The organism is Mesorhizobium sp. W050 (assembly GCF_054719535.1).
In genome coordinates this window covers 2,655,417-2,673,154 of sequence record NZ_JBTTIH010000001.1, presented here as the reverse complement: position 1 = coordinate 2,673,154, position 17,738 = coordinate 2,655,417, and the positions used below count along the sequence as shown (strand labels likewise).

23 protein-coding genes and 1 pseudogene are annotated in these 17,738 nt (G+C 62.6%); 7 read left to right on the top strand and 17 right to left on the bottom strand.

Annotated features, from left to right (window positions below):
- Positions 1 to 57 precede the first annotated feature (57 nt).
- Positions 58 to 1,326 (bottom strand): multidrug effflux MFS transporter, encoded by a 1,269-nt coding sequence (locus tag ACYG9Y_RS13005; protein ID WP_023684881.1) that lies wholly within the window; start codon positions 1,324 to 1,326, stop codon positions 58 to 60.
- Between the two features lie 118 nt (positions 1,327 to 1,444).
- A complete protein-coding gene (grxD, locus tag ACYG9Y_RS13000) occupies positions 1,445 to 1,780 on the bottom strand; it encodes a Grx4 family monothiol glutaredoxin (protein ID WP_023669102.1) in 336 nt (111 codons plus the stop codon).
- 160 nt (positions 1,781 to 1,940) lie between these two features.
- Here grxD and ACYG9Y_RS12995 point away from each other — a divergent pair, with 160 nt between their 5' ends.
- Positions 1,941 to 2,750, top strand: coding sequence for a phosphodiester glycosidase family protein (locus ACYG9Y_RS12995; RefSeq protein WP_023739391.1), 810 nt, complete (start codon positions 1,941 to 1,943; stop codon positions 2,748 to 2,750).
- A 12-nt stretch (positions 2,751 to 2,762) separates the two neighbouring features.
- Here the strand turns inward: ACYG9Y_RS12995 and ACYG9Y_RS12990 are convergent, their stop codons facing one another.
- From ACYG9Y_RS12990 to purL, 3 genes are all read right to left on the bottom strand, one after another.
- Positions 2,763 to 2,996 carry a BolA/IbaG family iron-sulfur metabolism protein gene (locus tag ACYG9Y_RS12990; protein ID WP_010909092.1) on the bottom strand — a complete coding sequence of 78 codons (234 nt, stop codon included), beginning with the start codon at positions 2,994 to 2,996 and terminating at the stop codon, positions 2,763 to 2,765.
- A gap of 98 nt (positions 2,997 to 3,094) precedes the next feature.
- On the bottom strand, positions 3,095 to 3,619 hold the full coding sequence (locus tag ACYG9Y_RS12985) for a hypothetical protein (RefSeq protein WP_023706458.1): 525 nt from the start codon (positions 3,617 to 3,619) through the stop codon (positions 3,095 to 3,097).
- On the bottom strand, positions 3,616 to 5,847 hold the full coding sequence (purL, locus tag ACYG9Y_RS12980; protein WP_023739390.1) for a phosphoribosylformylglycinamidine synthase subunit PurL: 2,232 nt from the start codon (positions 5,845 to 5,847) through the stop codon (positions 3,616 to 3,618). Before purL ends, ACYG9Y_RS12985 begins: the two co-directional genes overlap by 4 nt.
- 188 nt (positions 5,848 to 6,035) lie before the next feature.
- On the opposite strand from purL, the gene ACYG9Y_RS12975 reads away from it, so the two are divergent.
- Positions 6,036 to 6,200: a hypothetical protein gene (locus tag ACYG9Y_RS12975; protein ID WP_023669098.1), complete on the top strand. Its 165-nt coding sequence runs from the start codon at positions 6,036 to 6,038 to the stop codon at positions 6,198 to 6,200.
- A gap of 42 nt (positions 6,201 to 6,242) precedes the next feature.
- On the opposite strand, the gene ACYG9Y_RS12970 is transcribed toward ACYG9Y_RS12975, so the two are convergent.
- Positions 6,243 to 7,652 (bottom strand): aminotransferase-like domain-containing protein, encoded by a 1,410-nt coding sequence (locus ACYG9Y_RS12970; RefSeq protein WP_023736517.1) that lies wholly within the window; start codon positions 7,650 to 7,652, stop codon positions 6,243 to 6,245.
- Between the two features lie 93 nt (positions 7,653 to 7,745).
- Between ACYG9Y_RS12970 and ACYG9Y_RS12965 the strand changes: the two genes are divergently transcribed.
- The gene (locus ACYG9Y_RS12965) at positions 7,746 to 7,991 is read left to right on the top strand and encodes a DUF1127 domain-containing protein (protein WP_023739389.1); all 246 of its coding nucleotides are present in this window, start codon (positions 7,746 to 7,748) and stop codon (positions 7,989 to 7,991) included.
- A 12-nt stretch (positions 7,992 to 8,003) separates the two neighbouring features.
- Here the strand turns inward: ACYG9Y_RS12965 and ACYG9Y_RS12960 are convergent, their stop codons facing one another.
- The 6 genes from ACYG9Y_RS12960 to ACYG9Y_RS12935 all read right to left on the bottom strand — a co-directional run bounded on the left by ACYG9Y_RS12960 (position 8,004) and on the right by ACYG9Y_RS12935 (position 11,128).
- A complete protein-coding gene (locus ACYG9Y_RS12960) occupies positions 8,004 to 8,648 on the bottom strand; it encodes a Pr6Pr family membrane protein (RefSeq protein WP_023684887.1) in 645 nt (214 codons plus the stop codon).
- Positions 8,649 to 8,652: 4 nt separating this feature from the next.
- Positions 8,653 to 9,063: a hypothetical protein gene (locus ACYG9Y_RS12955; protein ID WP_023669094.1), complete on the bottom strand. Its 411-nt coding sequence runs from the start codon at positions 9,061 to 9,063 to the stop codon at positions 8,653 to 8,655.
- Positions 9,064 to 9,104: 41 nt separating this feature from the next.
- Positions 9,105 to 9,773 (bottom strand): phosphoribosylformylglycinamidine synthase subunit PurQ, encoded by a 669-nt coding sequence (gene purQ / locus ACYG9Y_RS12950; protein WP_023684888.1) that lies wholly within the window; start codon positions 9,771 to 9,773, stop codon positions 9,105 to 9,107.
- Position 9,774: 1 nt separating this feature from the next.
- Entirely contained in the window at positions 9,775 to 10,017 is a 243-nt protein-coding gene (gene purS, locus ACYG9Y_RS12945) for a phosphoribosylformylglycinamidine synthase subunit PurS (protein WP_023669092.1), read from the bottom strand.
- A gap of 88 nt (positions 10,018 to 10,105) precedes the next feature.
- On the bottom strand, positions 10,106 to 10,900 hold the full coding sequence (gene purC / locus ACYG9Y_RS12940) for a phosphoribosylaminoimidazolesuccinocarboxamide synthase (RefSeq protein ID WP_013532127.1): 795 nt from the start codon (positions 10,898 to 10,900) through the stop codon (positions 10,106 to 10,108).
- 105 nt (positions 10,901 to 11,005) lie between these two features.
- Positions 11,006 to 11,128, bottom strand: coding sequence for a hypothetical protein (locus ACYG9Y_RS12935; RefSeq protein WP_280790911.1), 123 nt, complete (start codon positions 11,126 to 11,128; stop codon positions 11,006 to 11,008).
- A 47-nt stretch (positions 11,129 to 11,175) separates the two neighbouring features.
- Here ACYG9Y_RS12935 and ACYG9Y_RS12930 point away from each other — a divergent pair, with 47 nt between their 5' ends.
- Both ACYG9Y_RS12930 and ACYG9Y_RS12925 read left to right on the top strand, forming a co-directional pair.
- On the top strand, positions 11,176 to 11,496 hold the full coding sequence (locus tag ACYG9Y_RS12930; protein ID WP_023669091.1) for a DUF1476 domain-containing protein: 321 nt from the start codon (positions 11,176 to 11,178) through the stop codon (positions 11,494 to 11,496).
- A 127-nt stretch (positions 11,497 to 11,623) separates the two neighbouring features.
- Positions 11,624 to 12,397: an HpcH/HpaI aldolase family protein gene (locus ACYG9Y_RS12925; protein WP_023669090.1), complete on the top strand. Its 774-nt coding sequence runs from the start codon at positions 11,624 to 11,626 to the stop codon at positions 12,395 to 12,397.
- A gap of 19 nt (positions 12,398 to 12,416) precedes the next feature.
- Here the strand turns inward: ACYG9Y_RS12925 and ACYG9Y_RS12920 are convergent, their stop codons facing one another.
- Positions 12,417 to 12,971, bottom strand: coding sequence for an RBBP9/YdeN family alpha/beta hydrolase (locus ACYG9Y_RS12920; RefSeq protein WP_023739388.1), 555 nt, complete (start codon positions 12,969 to 12,971; stop codon positions 12,417 to 12,419).
- 194 nt (positions 12,972 to 13,165) lie between these two features.
- On the opposite strand from ACYG9Y_RS12920, the gene ACYG9Y_RS12915 reads away from it, so the two are divergent.
- On the top strand, positions 13,166 to 13,981 hold the full coding sequence (locus ACYG9Y_RS12915; protein WP_023739387.1) for a VOC family protein: 816 nt from the start codon (positions 13,166 to 13,168) through the stop codon (positions 13,979 to 13,981).
- A 15-nt stretch (positions 13,982 to 13,996) separates the two neighbouring features.
- On the opposite strand, the gene ACYG9Y_RS12910 is transcribed toward ACYG9Y_RS12915, so the two are convergent.
- From ACYG9Y_RS12910 to ACYG9Y_RS12895, 4 genes and pseudogenes are all read right to left on the bottom strand, one after another.
- Positions 13,997 to 14,725 (bottom strand): metallophosphoesterase family protein, encoded by a 729-nt coding sequence (locus tag ACYG9Y_RS12910; protein WP_023739386.1) that lies wholly within the window; start codon positions 14,723 to 14,725, stop codon positions 13,997 to 13,999.
- 8 nt (positions 14,726 to 14,733) lie between these two features.
- Positions 14,734 to 16,035: an adenylosuccinate lyase gene (gene purB / locus ACYG9Y_RS12905; RefSeq protein WP_023739385.1), complete on the bottom strand. Its 1,302-nt coding sequence runs from the start codon at positions 16,033 to 16,035 to the stop codon at positions 14,734 to 14,736.
- Between the two features lie 59 nt (positions 16,036 to 16,094).
- Positions 16,095 to 16,618: pseudogene (locus ACYG9Y_RS12900) on the bottom strand (hypothetical protein).
- Positions 16,615 to 17,340 carry a DUF2259 domain-containing protein gene (locus ACYG9Y_RS12895; protein WP_023739383.1) on the bottom strand — a complete coding sequence of 242 codons (726 nt, stop codon included), beginning with the start codon at positions 17,338 to 17,340 and terminating at the stop codon, positions 16,615 to 16,617. The pseudogene ACYG9Y_RS12900 and the gene ACYG9Y_RS12895 overlap by 4 nt, the downstream one beginning before the upstream one ends.
- 137 nt (positions 17,341 to 17,477) lie before the next feature.
- On the opposite strand from ACYG9Y_RS12895, the gene ACYG9Y_RS12890 reads away from it, so the two are divergent.
- Positions 17,478 to 17,732, top strand: a complete 255-nt coding sequence (locus ACYG9Y_RS12890; RefSeq protein WP_023669083.1) for a DUF2171 domain-containing protein — start codon at positions 17,478 to 17,480, stop codon at positions 17,730 to 17,732.
- Positions 17,733 to 17,738: the final 6 nt, after the last annotated feature.

Here is a 17,738-nt window from a genome sequence, read left to right as displayed (position 1 = left end):
TCGCTTGAAGGTGGCTGCGGTCTGAGACAAATAAAACTCGTAGCGCAGAACAGTTGCTCAATGCAGGTCGGTGACGTGCCCTGAAATGGGTGGGTTGTGCGGCTGGAACATCTTGCCGCGCTCGGCGATCAGGATCATCAGCAGGGCCGCGACCGAGACGCTGCAGAAGCCGGCGGCAAGCGGCGTCACCGTGCCGTTGAAGGCCTGGCCGATCAGCGTGCCGAGGATGCCGCCGAGAAAAGTCTGCATGAAGCCCAGGATGGACGACGCGGTGCCCGCCAGTTGGCCGAGCGGCTCCATCGCGAGCGCGTTGAAATTGGCGCCGAGCGCGCCGAACGGGAGCATCGCGCTGGCGAAGAAGGTGATGAACAGCCAGAGTGGCATCTTCATTTGAAGCGAAACGGTGAGCCAGGCAAGGCTGATCACCAGGAACAACAGCAGTGCGCTCTGCGACAGGCGGCGCATGCCGATGCGGCCGACCAGGCGCGAGTTGAGGTAGTTCGAAAAAGCGAGAACGCCGGCGACACCCGCGAAGATGACAGGAAACAATTCGCCGACATGAAAAATGTCGACATAGATCTGCTGTGCGGAGGCGATGAAGCCGAACATGGCGGCGAAAATGAAGGTGCTGGCAAAGGCGTAGCAAAGCGCCATGCGGTTGGTGAGCACGATGCGGAAACCACCGACGACGGATGAGACTGTCAGCGGCCGGCGGTACTCCGGATGCAGCGTCTCCGGCAGCCGCAGCAGCGACCACGCCGACACGATCAGCGCTCCGACGGCCATGGTGACGAAGATCCAGTGCCATGTTGCGAACAGCATGATGAACTGGCCGATCCCAGGCGCGATCACCGGGATGGCCATGAACACCATGAAGATCAGAGACATCACCTCGGCCATGCGCCGACCGTCGAACGTGTCGCGCACGATCGAGACGGCGATGACGCGGGTCGCCGCCGCACCGATGCCTTGCACCAGCCGGCACAGCAGTAGGACGGCGAATGACGGGGCGATGGCGGCAGCTGCCGCCGCCACGACATAAATCGCCAGCCCGGCAACGAGCGGCGCGCGGCGCCCGAACCGGTCCGAGATCGGTCCGAAGAAAAGCTGTCCGCCACCGAAGCCCAATATATAGGCGGTGATCACATACTGGCGGTGGTTTTCATTCTCAACGCCAAGCGTGGCGCCGATTTGCTGCAGTGCCGGCAGCATGATGTCGATGGCCAGCGAGTTCAACGCCATCAGTGCCGCGCACAGCGCGATGAATTCCCAGCGCGGAATAGGCAATTTGCGTGCCTGTTGCGGCGCTTTTGCTGGCTGGTCCACGGCGGGTCCGATCTTCAAAACGAATATGCGCCGGCATGCCGGCGCATAAGTTCGTCCTCACTCCGATAGGGGGAGGTAACATTTTGCCGGGGCGGGGCTGCCCCGTCTCAACTCAGAATCAGGCTGTCGCTTTGACGCTGACGCCCTTGTCGACGAGCAACGTCTGCAGCTCGCCCGCCTGGAACATTTCGCGGATGATGTCGCAGCCGCCGACGAATTCGCCCTTGACGTAAAGCTGCGGGATCGTCGGCCAGTTCGAATATTCCTTGATGCCTTGGCGCAGTTCGGCCGAGGTCAGCACGTCGACGCCCTTATAGTCGGCTCCGATGTAATCGAGGATCTGGACGACCTGGCCGGAAAAGCCGCACTGCGGAAAACCGGGCGTGCCCTTCATGAAAAGGACGACGTCGTTGCCCTTCACTTCGCTGTCGATGTAGTCGTTGATGCCGCTCATGAGATATCCTTTCACGCCTGTGGGAGTCAGGCTCGAAGCATAGCCATCAAATAAACCCATAGATGGGCCGAAACAAGATGTTTGCGCCGCCGTCGCGGAAATGGCGCAAAGGATCGCCTGTCTTGGGCCAAGCATCCGACCCGATTGCAGCCTTCGGAACATGATGAGAAGACGATATGGCGCCGCCCTTCCGATCGCCATCCTGCTGGCGGCGATTGCCGTTGTGTGGTGGCCGAGACGCCCGGAGCCGCCGCCGCTGGTCATTGGCGGTGACCTGCCCGCGCCTTGCCGGAATGTCGCCTTCGAGGCGGTGACCTATGTCGTCTGCGAGATCGATCTTCGCGCCGACAGCATCGGTGTTTTCCACGCCGGCGCCGATGGCAAGCCTTTTGGTTCGCTCGAAGCCTTCGACAAGGCGGTTGCGGGCGAGGGGAGGCCGGTGCTGCTCGCCATGAATGGCGGCATGTATCACGAGGATTTGTCGCCGGTCGGCCTGCTGGTCGAGAACGGCAGCGAAAAGTCGCCGCTCAACCTTGCCGATAGCGAAGGTAATTTCTTCCTGAAGCCGAACGGCGTCTTTCTGGTCGGCAAGGACGGCAAGGCGGCTGTCATGGAAAGCAACGCCTATGCCGCCGCCAAACCCGATGTCGCCTTCGCCACGCAGTCGGGCCCGATGCTGGTGATCGATGGCCAGATTCATCCACGCTTCGAGCCGAACGGAACCTCGCGCTACGTCCGCAACGGCGTCGGCGTGCGCGATGAAAACACCGTTTTGCTGGCGATCTCGCGGTCTGAGGTAAGTTTCGGCAGCTTTGCGCGGCTGTTTCGCGACGCGCTACAATGCCGCAACGCGCTGTTCCTCGACGGCGCGGTCTCCGCGCTGTCGGATGGCGACAGGATGATTGTCGGCGGAAGATATCCGGCAGGGCCGATCATTGCCGTGTTGGCAAGCCAGCCGCCGACGCGCTAGGCCAGCCTGGCGTCAGTCCGGCACACTGGTCTGCAACGCCAGCGCGTGCAGCACGCCGCCCATATTGCCCTTCAGCGCATCATAGACCATCTGGTGCTGCTGGACGCGGCTCTTTCCGCGGAAGCTTTCGGCCACCACTTCGGCTGCATAGTGATCGCCGTCACCGGCGAGGTCGCGGATCGTCACCTTGGCGTCCGGAATGCCGTCCTTGATCAGTTTTTCGATGTCGTGGGCATCCATTGCCATGGCAAAATCCTGTTCTGGGCGGCTAGGCACGAGTGACTCGGACGGCAGCCTAAAGCCTTTCTGGTCCGGGTTGAAGCCGTTCTGTCGGGACGCAGTGTCTAAGGGCCATCCTGCCGCGGGTGAACCACACCATCTTCTGTAATGTCGTCGCGGGTCGAGAACCCCCGGCCAAGGCTGAACACCAGGACATAGAGCGGGATGTTGAGCGCCAGGGTGATAATCGGGAGATAGCTGGTCATCTGCCACAAGGGCGAAAAGAATGGTTGGCCATAGCCGTCGCAGATCAGCGATGACCCGTATTCCCACAGCGCGCCGGTAATGACCGCAATGGCAAAGAGCTTGATGCAGGTGGCGACATGCCTTGCGCGCGCCGGGTTCGGCAAAAGGCGGCTCCACAGCACCAGGCAGACGATGGGGATCGCATAGATCAGACTTTGCAAGGCCAGCATCTGCAGTGTGCCATTGGCCGCCTCAAGGAACTGGTCACGCCTTTCCAGCAGCGGACAGACCTCGCTCGAGGTCGTCGACAGCAGGAAAAAGACGAACGGCCCGAGGAACCAGAAGAAGAACAGCGACGGCCAGAAGACGACTGCGATCAGCGTCCGGGCTGCCAGGCTGGTCAACTGGACTTGTCCATGAAGTTCGGGAACCAGCCTTCGTGGGCGGCGGTCAATTCGCTGACCGGGATCGCCCTGGCATCGCCGAGCTTCAGTTCGTTTCCACCGGTCGAGCCGATCCATGGCGCAAAGATGCCGAGCCTGCTCTGTTCGTCGCGGATGGCGTCCCATTCCTTGCTCTTCGGATCGACGGACAGCGTCAGGAGGTAGCGGCCCTGGTCCTCGCCGAACCAGACCGGGATCGGGTCGGTGCCGGCGAGCCCCGGAATGGTGGCGCCGATGCCGGACGCCATCGCCATTTCGGCCAGGGCTATCGCCAGGCCGCCATCGGAAAGGTCATGCGCCGCGGTGACGACACCCGACGCGATCAGCGCGCGCACATGGTCGCCGACGCGCTTTTCATGCGCGAGGTCGACGGGTGGCGGCAGCCCGTCGGTCCGACCGTGAATGTCTCTGAAATAGGCGGACTGGCCGAGATGGCTGCCCCAGCTTGCGGGTGCGCCCACCAGCATGATCATCTGGCCCTCGGCGGCGAAGCCGATACGGGTCATCTTCGACCAGTCGGCGATCAGCCCGACGCCGCCGATGGTCGGCGTCGGCAGGATGCCCTGGCCGTTGGTTTCATTGTAGAGCGAGACATTGCCCGACACGATCGGGAAGCCGAGCGCCCGGCAGGCATCGCCAATGCCTTTCACCGCGCCGACCAGCTGGCCCATGATCTCAGCCCGTTCCGGATTGCCGAAATTGAGGTTGTCCGTCGCCGCCAGCGGCAGCGCGCCGGTGGCGGTGAGGTTGCGCCAGCATTCGGCCACAGCCTGCTTGCCGCCTTCATACGGGTCGGCCTCGCAATAGCGCGGCGTCACGTCGGAGGAGAAGGCGAGCGCCTTGGTCGGATGGCCTTCGACGCGCACAACGCCGGCGTCGCCGCCCGGAAGCTGCAGCGAATTGCCCTGGATCAGCGTGTCGTACTGCTCCCACACCCACCGGCGCGACGACAGGTCCGGCCCGCCGAGCAGTTTCAACAGCGCATCGGCGACATCGGCCTTCGGCGCATCGCCGGCGGCAAGCGCCGCAGGCTTCTTCGGCTCGACCCAGGGGCGGTCATATTCCGGCGCCTTGTCGCCAAGGTCCTTGATCGGCAGGTTGGCGACCTCGTCACCCTGGTGAATGACGCGGAAGCGCAGATCGTCGGTGGTCTTGCCGACAATGGCGAAGTCGAGGCCCCATTTGTGGAAGATCGCCTCGGCTTCCTTTTCCTTCTCCGGGCGCAGCACCATCAGCATGCGCTCCTGGCTCTCCGACAGCATCATCTCATAGGCGCTCATGCGCTCTTCGCGCACCGGCACCTGGTCGAGGTGAAGCTCGATACCGAGGTCGCCCTTGGCGCCCATCTCGACCGCCGAACAGGTGAGGCCGGCCGCACCCATGTCCTGGATGGCGATGACGGCGCCGGACGCCATCAGTTCAAGGCAGGCTTCGAGCAGGCATTTTTCGGTGAAGGGATCGCCGACCTGCACGGTCGGGCGCTTCTCGTCGATCTTGTCGTCGAACTCGGCCGAGGCCATCGTGGCGCCGCCGACGCCGTCGCGCCCGGTCTTGGCGCCGAGATAGACGACCGGCAGGCCGACGCCCTTGGCTTCCGACAGGAAGATCGCATCGGTCTTGGCGAGGCCCGCGGCAAAGGCGTTGACCAGGATATTGCCGTTGTAGCGGGCGTCGAAATTGACCTCGCCACCGACCGTCGGCACGCCGAACGCATTGCCGTAGCCGCCAACGCCGGAAACCACACCGCTGACCAGGTGCCTGGTCTTGGGATGGTCGGGTGCGCCGAAGCGCAGCGCATTCATCGCCGCAATCGGCCGCGCGCCCATGGTGAAGACATCGCGCAATATGCCGCCGACGCCGGTCGCCGCACCCTGGTAGGGCTCGATGTAAGAGGGATGGTTGTGGCTCTCCATCTTGAAGACGACGCAGTCGCCATCGCCGATATCGACCACCCCGGCATTCTCGCCCGGACCCTGGATGACCTGAGGCCCGGTGGTCGGTAGCGTGCGCAGCCATTTCTTCGAGGATTTGTAGGAGCAGTGCTCATTCCACATCGCCGAGAAGATGCCGAGTTCGGTAAAGCTCGGTTCGCGCCCGACCAGGTCGAGGATGCGCTGGTATTCGTCGGGCTTCAGCCCATGCGCGGCGATGAGTTCCGGGGTGATCGGCACGGAATTAGAAATGGTCATGGGCGGCGATTGATGTCCATGGGAGAGGGGAATTTGAGTCCCCTCATATCGCAAGCTTTGGCGTGATACACCCCATTGGATGACGAAAAACGCCGGAAAACCACAGGGCGACGATGGTAGCGGGGAGCCGTTGGGGAACGCTATGGCATCCCGGCCGTTAGGCCTCAAACCAATCAGGAGATTTCGACATGGCCACCAAGCAAGGCAAGAAAGACAATCGCCTCTCCGACAAGGAGGCCATGCATATTGCCGAGACCACCGACGTTTCGCCCAAGCAGGCCAAGGACCTGGCCGAGAAGCACGGCAAGGACAAGGGCGCAAAGGAAGCCAAAAACTTCAAGGCAGAGGGCTGAACCTGAGATCGGTACGCAGGCGCACGGTTTAGCGCCAACGATTCAGGACGAACTGTCGTAGCCGGCGCGGCCTTCCTCCAGCAGCCGCCGGATCACCGCGACGCCGCCGGTGATGTCCTCGCGCCGCCTTGGCTGCGAGACGCCGAAACGCACGCCGTGAAAAACCTGCTCGGAACGCCCCGCCTTGAACTCGTCCTCGTCGTCGAGGAGCACGCCATTTTCGAGGCATGCGCTCCTGAACGTGCCGGACAGCCAGGGATCGGGCAGCGTCAGCCAGACGAAGGGCACGCTGCCGTGTGACTTGAAGGCGAAACCCGCCAGTGTCTCGCGCACGATGGCGATGCGGGCGGCAATTTCGGCAATGCTGCGTTTGCGGATATCGCCAGCCTGCCCTGACAGCACCAGCCGCGCATTCACCTCCGCCAGCAGGAACGGCATCCCGCCGGTCATCATCTTGTGGGCGACGCGGATGCGATGGCGATAGGCGGGCGGGCAGGAGAGCCAGCCGCCGCGAACACCTGCCGCGACCGATTTCGACAGACCGCCGGCGACAATGGTGCGCTCGGGTGCATATTCGGCGATGAGCGGCGTCGGATCTTCGGTCAGGCCGCCATAGAGATCGTCCTCGATGACGATGACATTGTACGCGCGCGCGACACGAGCGATCGCCTCGCGGCGCGAAACCGACAGGATCGCCAGCGTCGGGTTCTGCACCGTCGGCATCAGGAAGATCATCTTCGGGTGCTTTTGCGCGCAGACGCGTTCGAAATCCTCGGGATCGAGGCCTTCTTCGTCCGATGCCACCAGTGCTATGCGCCGCCCGATCAGCCCGGCGCTGCGGGCGATCTGCGAATAGGTGAGGTGCTCGAAGGCGACATAGTCGCCCGGTGTGGTCAGTGCCGCAATCGCCGCCATCACCGCGGCATGTGTGCCAAGCGTGGGAACGATGGTGTCGGCCGCCGGACGGAACGAATTGCGCGACAGCCAGCGGGCGCCGGCCTCGAACCAGCGCTCCGGAAAATCCCTGGTGTAGCTCGAAATCTCGTGCGGGTGATCCTGCACCGTGCGCGAGAGCATGTCAGCGACAATGGCGCCCTGGCCGATGTCGGGCGCGGCAGTGCTGTCGAAACGCAGCTTGCCGGGCGGCGCATCGACATAGCGCGTGCCTTGCACGGCAGGCTCGGCGAATTCGGGTGACGCTTCCGATTGCTGCGCCAGCACATAGGTCCCGCGTCCGACTTCGCCGCTCACCAGCCCGCGTTCGCGCAGCAGCTGATAGGCTCGGCCGATCGTGCCGACCGTCGTGCCGATATCATAGGCGAGATCGCGCTGCGGCGGCAATTTTGCCCCGGCATCGATGACGCCCTTGTCGATGTCCGACTCGATGCTGTCGGCAAGGCGCTGGTAAAGCGGGCCGGAACCGATGGTGAGGTCAGGGAGCCAATTTGTCATGGTGACAATTCTGTATATTGCACCAGATCGGGTGTCAATGCATATCAGAACCGTACTAAGATGGGTACAATTTGCAAGGTTGGCAGAAAGACAATGGATACAATCGAGACAATCCGCTGCGCGGGCATTGAATTGGTCGGGCCGCGCCCGTCCAGCCGGCGAGGCTTTGTCGGCCGGATCGTGCATGTAGTCAGATCGCTGGCGCGATGGATCGACGTGCTGATCGAGCGCCGTCGCGGCCGCCTGGCTTTGCTCGAAATGACCGACGAGCAGCTCAGGGACATCGGTGTGTCGCGTGACGACGCTCACCGCGAAGGCATCAGGCGAATCTGGGACTAACTTGTAGTCTGGTCAGCGGCGTGTGCCCGGAGCCCTGAGGCGTGAGACGCCCTTATCGGCAAGCACGGCGAGGATGCACAGCACCAGGAAAACACCGGTGACGGCCAGCGCCGCAAGGGCGACGTTGGCCGCGCCGTTTTTCGCAACGTCGAGGAACGGGTAGGGCACTTCGCCTGCGATCGGTGCGCGCGCCAGCGCATAGGCGAGATAGGCGATCGGATAGGCCATCCACCACGAAATGTCGCTCCAGCGTGTCCTGCCGTCAGCGCCTGCAACAAGCCACCACAGCACGAACAGCACCGGCGTCACATAGTGCAGCAGCACGTCACAGAGCAGGAACAGCCCCTGCGGCTGCCAGAGCTGCGCCAGAACTGTCGCGTAGACGATGAAGACCAGGGCGATGGAAGCCGCCACGCCCGCCCGCATCCGCGGCCCGGCAAAGGCCGGCAGCCAGGCGTAGCCCGAAGGCGACAGCAGCGAGACATGGACCAGCACTGCACCGATGTTGGTCAGGATGGTGAAGAAGCTGAACAGAAAGACGATGGAGCCGAGAAAACTGCGGCCGGCTTCCATCGATGCCGGGATGGTGATGCACGCTTGCAGGACAAGCCCGGCCAGACCGATGATCAATCCCGCAAACTGCAGGAAGCGGCCCATGGCGTCAGGCGGCCGCGTTGCAGGAGGGGTTGCCCGTTTGCCAGCGCGCAATGTCGGATCCGATGCGCGCGCCGAGCGGATCGTCCATCAGCGGACCGAACACGTCGACGCGGCTGGAATTGCCTTGCGCCTGGACGACCAGCAGCGGCTTGCCGCCATAATGCTTGGCCGGCACCAGCAGGAAGCGGGGCGTGCCGCTGAACGAATTCAGCTCATTGGCCATCTGATAGGATTTGAAGGCGGGATCCTTGCTGGCGATCCAGCATTTGTGGGCCGATATCGCTACCTGTTCCATGGCCAGCAGCGAAGCGCTCTTGCCCGTGGGGACCGGCGCGCTCTTCGGGCTGGACTGGCAGGACGCCAACGCCAAGCCGGCAGCAGCCAGGGGACCTAGGCGAACAATCGTCAGTCTCATGGTCAACCGCCCCCGCGTTTTGAAAGGAATTCGAAGAGATATCAGGCGGCGATGCCGAGTGCGCCTTCGAACAGCGCCCGGCCGTCACTGCCGCCATGCGCGGCCTCGATCAGGTTTTCCGGATGCGGCATCAGGCCGAGCACATTGCCCTTCTCGCTGATGATGCCGGCAATGTCGTTGATCGAGCCATTGGGATTGGTGCCTTCGGCATAGCGGAACACAACCTGTCCTTCGCCCTCGAGGCGCGCAAGCGTGTCGGCATCGGCGAAATAATTGCCGTCATGATGCGCAACCGGCGTGCGGATGATTTGGCCCGGCTGATAGCGGCGGGTGAACATGGTGTTGGCGTTGGCGATCTGCAGCTTCACCTCACGGCAAACGAATTTCAGCGAAGCATTGCGCATCAGCGCGCCGGGCAGCAGGCCGGCCTCGACCAGAATCTGGAACCCGTTGCAGACGCCAATGACCATGACGCCCTTGGCGGCCTTTTCAGCGACTGCCCGCATCACCGGCATCCGCGCGGCAATGGCGCCGCAGCGCAGATAATCGCCGAAGGAGAAGCCGCCGGGAATGGCGATCAGGTCGACATCGGGGATTTCAGTGTCGGTCTGCCAGACGGTCGCCGGCGCCTGCCCGGAAATCTTGGTCAGCGCCGCAATCATGTCGCGGTCGCGGTTGAGGCCGGGGAGAAGAACGACAGCTGATTTCATATCAAGCGATCTCCACCGCGTAATTCTCGATCACCGTATTCGCCAGCAGCTTGTCGCACATGGCTTTCAGATCGGCTTCAGCCTTGGCCTTGTCGGTCTCCGAGAGCTCGAGGTCGAAGACCTTGCCCTGCCGCACCTGGCCGACGCCGCCGAACCCCAGTCCGGACAGAGCGTGCTCTATGGCTTTTCCCTGCGGGTCGAGCACGCCGTTCTTGAGGGTGACGGTGATGCGGGCCTTGATCATGCTGGACAGGTTCCTGTTCGAAGACTTAGCAATTCCAGGAAAAGTGTGAAGCGGTTTTCCGTCCGGAATTGCGTCAAGAAATGAAGACTTAATGCGGCTTGCCTTTGAGGCCATCGGTCGAGGCGACGAGCACCGGGCCGGTCGGGCGCGGCGGCTCGTTCTCGTTCATGATGCCAAGGCGGCGGGCAACTTCCTGATAGGCTTCGACGAGGCCGCCCATATCGCGGCGGAAACGGTCCTTGTCGAGCTTGTCCTGCGTTGCCACGTCCCACAGCCGGCACGAATCCGGCGAGATCTCGTCGGCAACGACGATGCGCATCATGTCGCCCTCGAACAGGCGGCCGCATTCGATCTTGAAATCCACGAGCTGGATGCCGACACCCATGAACAGGCCGGAGAGGAAGTCGTTGACGCGGATGGCCAGCGCCATGACGTCGTCGATCTCCTGCGGGCTTGCCCAGCCGAAAGCGGTGATGTGCTCTTCCGACACCATCGGATCGTCGAGCGCATCGGCCTTGTAATAGAATTCGATGATCGAGCGCGGCAGAACGGTGCCTTCCTCGATGCCGAGGCGCTTGGACAGCGAGCCGGCGGCGACATTGCGCACCACCACTTCGAGCGGAATGATCTCGACTTCCTTGATCAGCTGCTCGCGCATGTTGAGCCGGCGGATGAAGTGGGTCGGAATGCCCATGCGGTTCAGATGGTTGAAGATGTACTCGGAAATGCGGTTGTTGAGCACACCCTTGCCGTCGATGACCTCATGTTTCTTCTTGTTGAATGCGGTCGCATCATCTTTGAAGAACTGGATAAGCGTGCCCGGTTCCGGTCCCTCATAGAGGATCTTGGCCTTGCCTTCATAAATGCGGCGGCGATTTTTCATCTGATTTTTCTCTGGATTTGCGGGCAGGCGGCAAGCGACCAGTTCCTGTCCGTCTGCCTAAATTGGTGCGGCGACGGGTGGGGTTCAATGCCGGGTCTATCCCAATCACAGCGTTTGCTCAATCGGCAAATCCTTTCCATCGACCGCTTTCAGGAATGAAATGCCGCAGCGCAGCAAGTGATGTAGCATATTGACCGGCCCGCGCCCTTTTGGTTTGTGCTGCGGCAACACACATATCCATCGCCAACGCGAATCGATTTCATCGGAGGGAAGCCATGAGCAGCATGAAAGACCGCGAAGAGGGTTTTGAGCGCAAATTCGCCTTCGACGAAGAACTTCGCTTCAAGGCTTCCGCACGCCGCAACAAGGCGCTCGGTCTGTGGGCCGCCGAAAAGCTGGGCAAATCCGGCACTGACGCCGACGCCTATGCCAAGGAAGTTGTGGTTTCCGATATCGAGGAAGCCGGCGATCACGACGTATTCCGCAAGATCCGCAAGGATTTCGACGCCGCCGGCGTCGACCAGTCGGATCACCAGATCCGCCGCACCATGGACGAACTGATGGCGCAGGCGATCGAGCAGATCAAGAACACCTAGAGCGAGTAGCGCTGGACCAATCGACCGCCCGGTCCAGCCGGGCGGTTTTTCTTTGCCTTTTCAGCCTTTTCCGGCTGAAACTGTGCGTAGGCCTGTTACAAGGCTCTACCCAACGAGGAAAGCACCCATGTCCCTGAAGTCACGCCTGGCGGCGGATGAAACGCTGTTCACCGCCTGGTCCGGCGTTCCGGACGCTTTGACGGTCGAAATCATCGCCAAGCAGGGTTTTGACGCCGTCACCCTCGATATGCAGCATGGCGGACACCACGAAGACTCGGTCTTGCGCGGCCTGGTGCCGGTGCTGGCCGCCAACAAGCCGGCGCTGGTGCGCATTCCGGTCGGCCGCTTCGACATGGCCAGCCGCGCCCTCGATTTCGGTGCCGAGGCGGTGATTGCACCGATGGTGAATTCGGTGGCCGATGCAAAACTCTTTGCCGCGGCGATGAAATATCCGCCGATGGGCGAGCGCTCCTGGGGCCCGACCTATGCTTTTCCGCGCCATGGCAAAGGCGACCACGCCGAATGGCTGCGCGACACCAATCAACGCACCATGGCCTTTGCCATGGTCGAAACGCGCGCCGCACTCGATGCGCTGGACGGCATCCTCGACACGCCGGGCATTGACGGCATCTTCCTCGGCCCATCGGATTTCTCCATCGCCTGGTCGAATGGCGCCACCGTCAATTCGACGCTGGAAAGCATGATGGAAACCGTCGCCTCCATCGCCGAGCGGACGCGCAAGGCGGGCAAGCATGCGGCAATCTACGTCGTTGAGCCGGCGATTGCCGGCCGCGTCGTGGCGATGGGCTACCGGCTGCTGGCGATGGGCTCGGACCATGCGCTGATTTCGCTCGGCGCAAAGATACTCATCAAAAGCATGAACGATTCGATCAAGGGCTGAGGCGTGGTGCCTTGCCCGGTCAGGCCTTGAGGTCGGTCAGGAACTTGGCGAAGGTCATCGACCCTTCCGGCCACGGGCCGAAGCCGGCATGCTCATTGAGGTGACCGGTTTCGCCGGCATCGATGAACAGCGAACCCCAGGCGCCGGCAATGTCCTCGGCAACCTCGAAGGCGCAGAACGGATCGTTGCGGCTGGCGATGACGATGGACGGGAAGGGCAGCGGTTCGCGTGCATAGGGGCCAAAGGTCATCAGGTGACGCGGCCTTATCTCCGGGTTGGCGACGTCGGGCGGCGCGACAAAGAACGCACCGGCGACCGGCTTCCTGAACTGCGGAATGGCCTGCACCGCGGCCGCCACGCCCAGGGAATGGGCAACGATCACCACCGGCCGCTCGGCCTCGTTGACAGCGTTCGCCACGCTCGCCGTCCAGTCCTCGCGCACCGGCTTCGACCACTCCGCCTGCTCGACCCGGCGCGCCGTCGACAGTTTCGACTGCCAGCGTGTCTGCCAGTGTTGGGGGCCGGAATTGGTGTAGCCCGGCACGATCAGAATATCTGCGTCTTTGACTTTCATGGCGCTGAGATAGCGAGCGGCCGTGTCTCGTGCAACCCGCGCTGACGCATGCGGTGCATCACAATCGTGAACAACCTGTTCGATTCTTTCCATCTTGTGTGAACGATCAGGATCGACGATTTGAGGCAGGAAGAGATGGACAACAGAATAGACTGGTGGCGCGGCCTGGGATAACGCGCTGAACGGAGAGTTTTATGAGCGAACTGCCTTTTGCCGCGACGACCCCCGTCAGCGTGTCACGCGTGGGCCTGAAGGCGCGCGACGCCGAAGGACTTGCCGATTACTACCGGGCTGTTGTCGGCCTGCAGGAATTGAGCCGCGCCGATGGCGCCATCACGCTGGGCGCTGCCGAGCGCCCGCTGCTGGTCATCGAGCCTGACGCAGCGGCCAAGCCCGACGATCCGCGCAGCGCCGGCCTTTTCCACACCGCTTTCCTTCTGCCCAGCCGCGCCGATCTCGGCCGTTGGATAAACCATGCCGCCGCCAACAAGATCCGCATCGAGGGCGCCTCCGACCATCTGGTCAGCGAGGCTTTGTACCTGACCGACCCCGAAGGCAACGGCATTGAAGTCTATAGGGACCGTCTGCCGCAGGAGTGGAAGTGGAACGGCGACAAGATCGCCATGGCGACCGAGCGGCTGAATCTGGCCGCCGTGGTTGGCAGCGTGCCGGCCGGTGACGCCGGCTGGCAGGGCGCGCCGCAAAACAGCATTATCGGCCATGTCCATCTGCGCGTCGGCCGGCCGGAAGATGCCGAGGCCTGGTGGCACGACGAATTTGGCTTCGACACGGTCGCTAAGTATGGAGGGCAGGCGGTGTTCCTGTCGTCGGGAGGCTACCACCATCATATCGGTGGCAATTCGTGGCACAGCGCCGGCGCCGGGCGCCGCGATCCGTCCCGCTCAGGGCTGGCCTGGGTCGAGATGCGCTCGGACAAGACAACCGCTGACATCACACGGGAAGATCCGTGGGGCACGGTGATCCGCACCGTGCCAGGCGCCCCAGGCTGAGCGTCTGCTCGGTTCTTACAAGGAATTGGCGGCGTAGCCCGTCAGCAGCCCATGCGCCCAGCTGTCGAATCCGGTCGCCGTGGCGCGGCCGGATGCTTCGGTCCAGTCATAGCTGACCGTATGATGGCTGAACGACCATTGTCTGTCCTTGCGCGTGGCAAGGACATAGCGGGCATCCGGACTGCCGGTCACAGTCAAACCTGGGAATGCCTGGACGCCGACACTGCCGGGATTGAGGATTGTCCGGTTGTCCGACAAGCGCACAACGCGCGGCGTATGTGTATGGCCGCACAAGGTCAGCCCGGCGCCGGCGCTGCCCAGCTTGTGCCTGATCTGCTTTTCATTGGACGGGTGGAAGTGGCTGCCTCCGTCTTCCTCGAGCAGGAACACGTCGTCGTCACTGGGGCTGCCATGGCAAAGCAGGATGCCCTGGGCAGGCGACAGGGTGACCGGCAATGCCGAGAGCCAGGTCAATGACGCCTGGGACAGGCATTGGTGGGTGAAAGCATCGACGTCTTCCAACCCGGAAGCAGGCGGCTCGACCAGCACACGGTCGTGATTGCCGCGCACGGTCGGCCAATTCTGTGCAATCAGATATTGCGCGGTTTCTTCAGGCCATAGCGGCCCGGAGAGACAATCGCCCAGATTGACGATGATGTCGGGAGAAGCGTCTTTGATCTGCGCATGAACCGCCTCAAGCGCGCGCAGATTCCCATGGATGTCGGAAAGGACAGCCAGCCGCATGGAAGATCCTATCCGAAAACCCGCTTGAAGATCGTATCGACATGCTTGGTGTGATAGCCCAGGTCGAACTTCTCGCGGATCTCGGCTTCGGGCAGCGCTGCCGTGACTTCCTTGTCGGCCAACAATTCCTCAAGGAAATCAGCGCTATGTTCCCATACCTTCATGGCGTTGCGCTGCACCAGGCGGTAGGCGTCCTCGCGGCTGACGCCGGCTTGCGTCAGCGCCAAAAGCACGCGCTGCGAATGCACAAGGCCACGGAACTTGTTCATGTTCTTCAGCATGTTGTCGGGATAGACCAGCAATTTGTCGATGACGCCGGTCAACCGCGACAGCGCGAAATCGAGTGTTATCGTGGCGTCCGGGCCGATCATGCGCTCGACCGAGGAATGCGAAATGTCGCGCTCGTGCCAGAGCGCGACATTCTCCATCGCCGGCAAGGCCATGGAGCGCACCATGCGGGCAAGGCCGGTGAGGTTTTCGGTCAGCACCGGGTTGCGCTTGTGCGGCATTGCCGACGAGCCCTTCTGGCCCGGCGAAAAATACTCTTCCGCTTCCAGCACCTCGGTGCGCTGCAGATGGCGGATCTCGGTCGCCAGCCGCTCGACCGACGAGGCGATGACGCCGAGCGTGGCAAAGAACATGGCATGGCGGTCGCGAGGGATGACCTGCGTCGACACCGGCTCCGGCTTCAGCCCAAGCTTTTTCGCCACATGTTCTTCGACATAGGGATCGATGTTGGCGAAGGTGCCGATCGCGCCCGATATGGCGCAGGTGGCAATATCCTCTCGCGCGTGCACCAGCCGCTCGCGGCAGCGTGAGAACTCGGCATAGGCCTGCGCCAGCTTGACGCCGAACGTGGTCGGCTCGGCATGAATGCCGTGGCTGCGGCCGATGGTGACGGTGTCCTTGTGCTCGAACGCCCGGCGCTTCAGCGCGGCGAGCAGGCCGTCGAGGTCGGCCAGCAGGATATCGCTGGCGCGGCCGAGCTGCACCGCAAGGCAGGTGTCGAGAACATCCGATGAGGTCATGCCCTGGTGGATGAAACGCGCATCCGGCCCGACGAATTCGGCGAGATGGGTGAGGAAGGCGATGACGTCGTGCTTGGTGACGGCCTCGATCTCGTCGATCTTGCCGACGTCGAATTGGGCGGCGCCGCCTTTTTCCCAGATGGTCTTGGCGGCTTCCCTGGGAATGACGCCGAGCTCGGCCAGCGCATCGCAGGCATGGGCCTCGATCTCGAACCAGATGCGGAAGCGGGTTTCCGGCGACCAGATGGCGACCATTTCCGGCCGGGAATAGCGAGGGATCATCCGTCAGTCCTGATATGTCGGTGGTTAAGTGCGCCTCCTATCAGAGGCGGACCGAATGCTCAACGCTGCTGGCGTGCAAACCAAACGCTGGCGGCGGCAAGCGCGATGAATCCGAGCGGAAAATAGAGCCTGATACCCAGCACCACGAACTGGTAGAGCGCCGTCAGCGAGGTGAAGACCAGTTCGAACGCCCACCGGGCGGTGAAGGCCTCCGCGTGCCATTCGGCATAATAGGAGCGGTATTGCAGCGCAAACAACCCGCCGGTGAAGGCGAGCGTCGTGGCAAGCAGGCAGACGAAGGCGGCGGCGAACGCCACCTCCCAATGCCGGTCGAGCGAGACCAGCCGCGCTGCGAACAACCCGACGGGAAAGGCCAATGCCGCGCCGGTCGCAAACAGCAGGGCGACGAAGCGGATCTTTTCCGGGGTCTCCCAATTGTCGAGCCAAAGACCGGTCAGCGCGCTGGCGCCCATGGCCATCGCCCAAGCAAGGCGCCGAGAAGCGCCGTGCCCGTCGATGGTACGGCGCGGCTGACGCGATTTCCGGCGCGCTTGCGCCAGCTGGATTGATCGAGCGATGTCACAGGCGTCCGGTCACGGCGATCCAGCGAAAATCCGGCCCTTCGAAGCCGTATTGGCGCACCGCGATCAGCACCGCATAGGCGCTGATGCCGTCCATCGAAAATGTCTGCACCGCGCCGATCCTGTAGCCGTTCGGGCAGCCACGGCTTTTCGGGATCGATTTATCCTCATGCAGCAGATGGGTCTGGCCGCCATCCCTGGCCTCGATCCGCAGCAAGCGAAAACCGTTGATCTCGCCTTGGCTCTGGCAGCTTTCGGTGTCGTTCATGCCGATCTCGTCCAGCCGGAATTCCAGCGGCGGGTCGACCGGCGAAAAGATCGGCCGTGGGTTGACCACCATGCGGAACGGGTCGGCCGACAATTCGGTCACCGGGTTGAAGCCGGCGGTGATGCCGCGGTTGGCGGTAAGCTCGGCCTGGGCAATGATTGCTTCGCCTTTTTGCCTGGCTTGCTGACGGGCCGTCTCGAGCGAGGCGGTCTCATCCTCCAGCCGGACCCGGATTGGCGTGCCCTTCAGGAACGTGTCGTCGGCGGTGTTGATGTAGTAGCGATTGGCATAGGGAAAGCCCGAACCGTCTGCCACACCATATTCCTCGAAGGCGAAGACGCTGCCATCCTTGCTGAAGCCGAGGATTTCAAGCTCGGCGACATCGCCCGCTCGGGCGGCCATGGCGGATGCCAGATGGACCAGCAGGCAAACGCCAATCAGGACGAGATTTCGCATCGGGGTTCCGCTCCGCCTGCCTTGGTTCGATCGTTCCCTATCACGAGACAGTCAAAACATCGTGCTATTCAAAAGGCGATGCATCCAATTTCGCCTCTGTTTGTTATCGTCGATCGTTTTCAAAAGGAGAACACCCCATGACTGAGGCCAGCAAGATTCGCGAGCATATGGAAGTGGTCGGCGCCGACGGCGTTCACATCGGCACCGTCGACAGGGTCGATGGCGAGCGGATCAAGTTGACCAAGGCCGACAGCGGCGAGGGCGCCCATCAGGGGCATCACCACTACATTCCCTTGAGCCTGCTTGCCGAGGTCGAGGGCCAGAAAGTCTGGCTGTCGGCGAATTCGGATGTCGCGGTCAGCTTCGAGGAAGAGGAGTCCGACCCGACCTGACTGAAA

Coding starts and splice junctions, on each gene's coding strand:
- ACYG9Y_RS12960 (WP_023684887.1), bottom strand. CDS start 8,648: ATGGGCCGCTTCCTGCAGTTTGCGGGATTGATCATCGGTCTGGCCGGG.
- ACYG9Y_RS12910 (WP_023739386.1), bottom strand. CDS start 14,725: ATGCGGCTGGCTGTCCTTTCCGACATCCATGGGAATCTGCGCGCGCTT.
- ACYG9Y_RS12920 (WP_023739388.1), bottom strand. CDS start 12,971: ATGAAAGTCAAAGACGCAGATATTCTGATCGTGCCGGGCTACACCAAT.
- ACYG9Y_RS12915 (WP_023739387.1), top strand. CDS start 13,166: ATGAGCGAACTGCCTTTTGCCGCGACGACCCCCGTCAGCGTGTCACGC.
- ACYG9Y_RS12890 (WP_023669083.1), top strand. CDS start 17,478: ATGACTGAGGCCAGCAAGATTCGCGAGCATATGGAAGTGGTCGGCGCC.
- ACYG9Y_RS12990 (WP_010909092.1), bottom strand. CDS start 2,996: ATGGCAATGGATGCCCACGACATCGAAAAACTGATCAAGGACGGCATT.
- purB (WP_023739385.1), bottom strand. CDS start 16,035: ATGATCCCTCGCTATTCCCGGCCGGAAATGGTCGCCATCTGGTCGCCG.
- purL (WP_023739390.1), bottom strand. CDS start 5,847: ATGACCATTTCTAATTCCGTGCCGATCACCCCGGAACTCATCGCCGCG.
- purQ (WP_023684888.1), bottom strand. CDS start 9,773: ATGAAATCAGCTGTCGTTCTTCTCCCCGGCCTCAACCGCGACCGCGAC.
- ACYG9Y_RS12895 (WP_023739383.1), bottom strand. CDS start 17,340: ATGCGAAATCTCGTCCTGATTGGCGTTTGCCTGCTGGTCCATCTGGCA.
- ACYG9Y_RS12955 (WP_023669094.1), bottom strand. CDS start 9,063: ATGAGACTGACGATTGTTCGCCTAGGTCCCCTGGCTGCTGCCGGCTTG.
- purC (WP_013532127.1), bottom strand. CDS start 10,900: ATGAAAAATCGCCGCCGCATTTATGAAGGCAAGGCCAAGATCCTCTAT.
- ACYG9Y_RS12930 (WP_023669091.1), top strand. CDS start 11,176: ATGAGCAGCATGAAAGACCGCGAAGAGGGTTTTGAGCGCAAATTCGCC.
- purS (WP_023669092.1), bottom strand. CDS start 10,017: ATGATCAAGGCCCGCATCACCGTCACCCTCAAGAACGGCGTGCTCGAC.
- ACYG9Y_RS12965 (WP_023739389.1), top strand. CDS start 7,746: ATGGATACAATCGAGACAATCCGCTGCGCGGGCATTGAATTGGTCGGG.
- grxD (WP_023669102.1), bottom strand. CDS start 1,780: ATGAGCGGCATCAACGACTACATCGACAGCGAAGTGAAGGGCAACGAC.
- ACYG9Y_RS12975 (WP_023669098.1), top strand. CDS start 6,036: ATGGCCACCAAGCAAGGCAAGAAAGACAATCGCCTCTCCGACAAGGAG.
- ACYG9Y_RS12995 (WP_023739391.1), top strand. CDS start 1,941: ATGATGAGAAGACGATATGGCGCCGCCCTTCCGATCGCCATCCTGCTG.
- ACYG9Y_RS12925 (WP_023669090.1), top strand. CDS start 11,624: ATGTCCCTGAAGTCACGCCTGGCGGCGGATGAAACGCTGTTCACCGCC.
- ACYG9Y_RS12970 (WP_023736517.1), bottom strand. CDS start 7,652: ATGACAAATTGGCTCCCTGACCTCACCATCGGTTCCGGCCCGCTTTAC.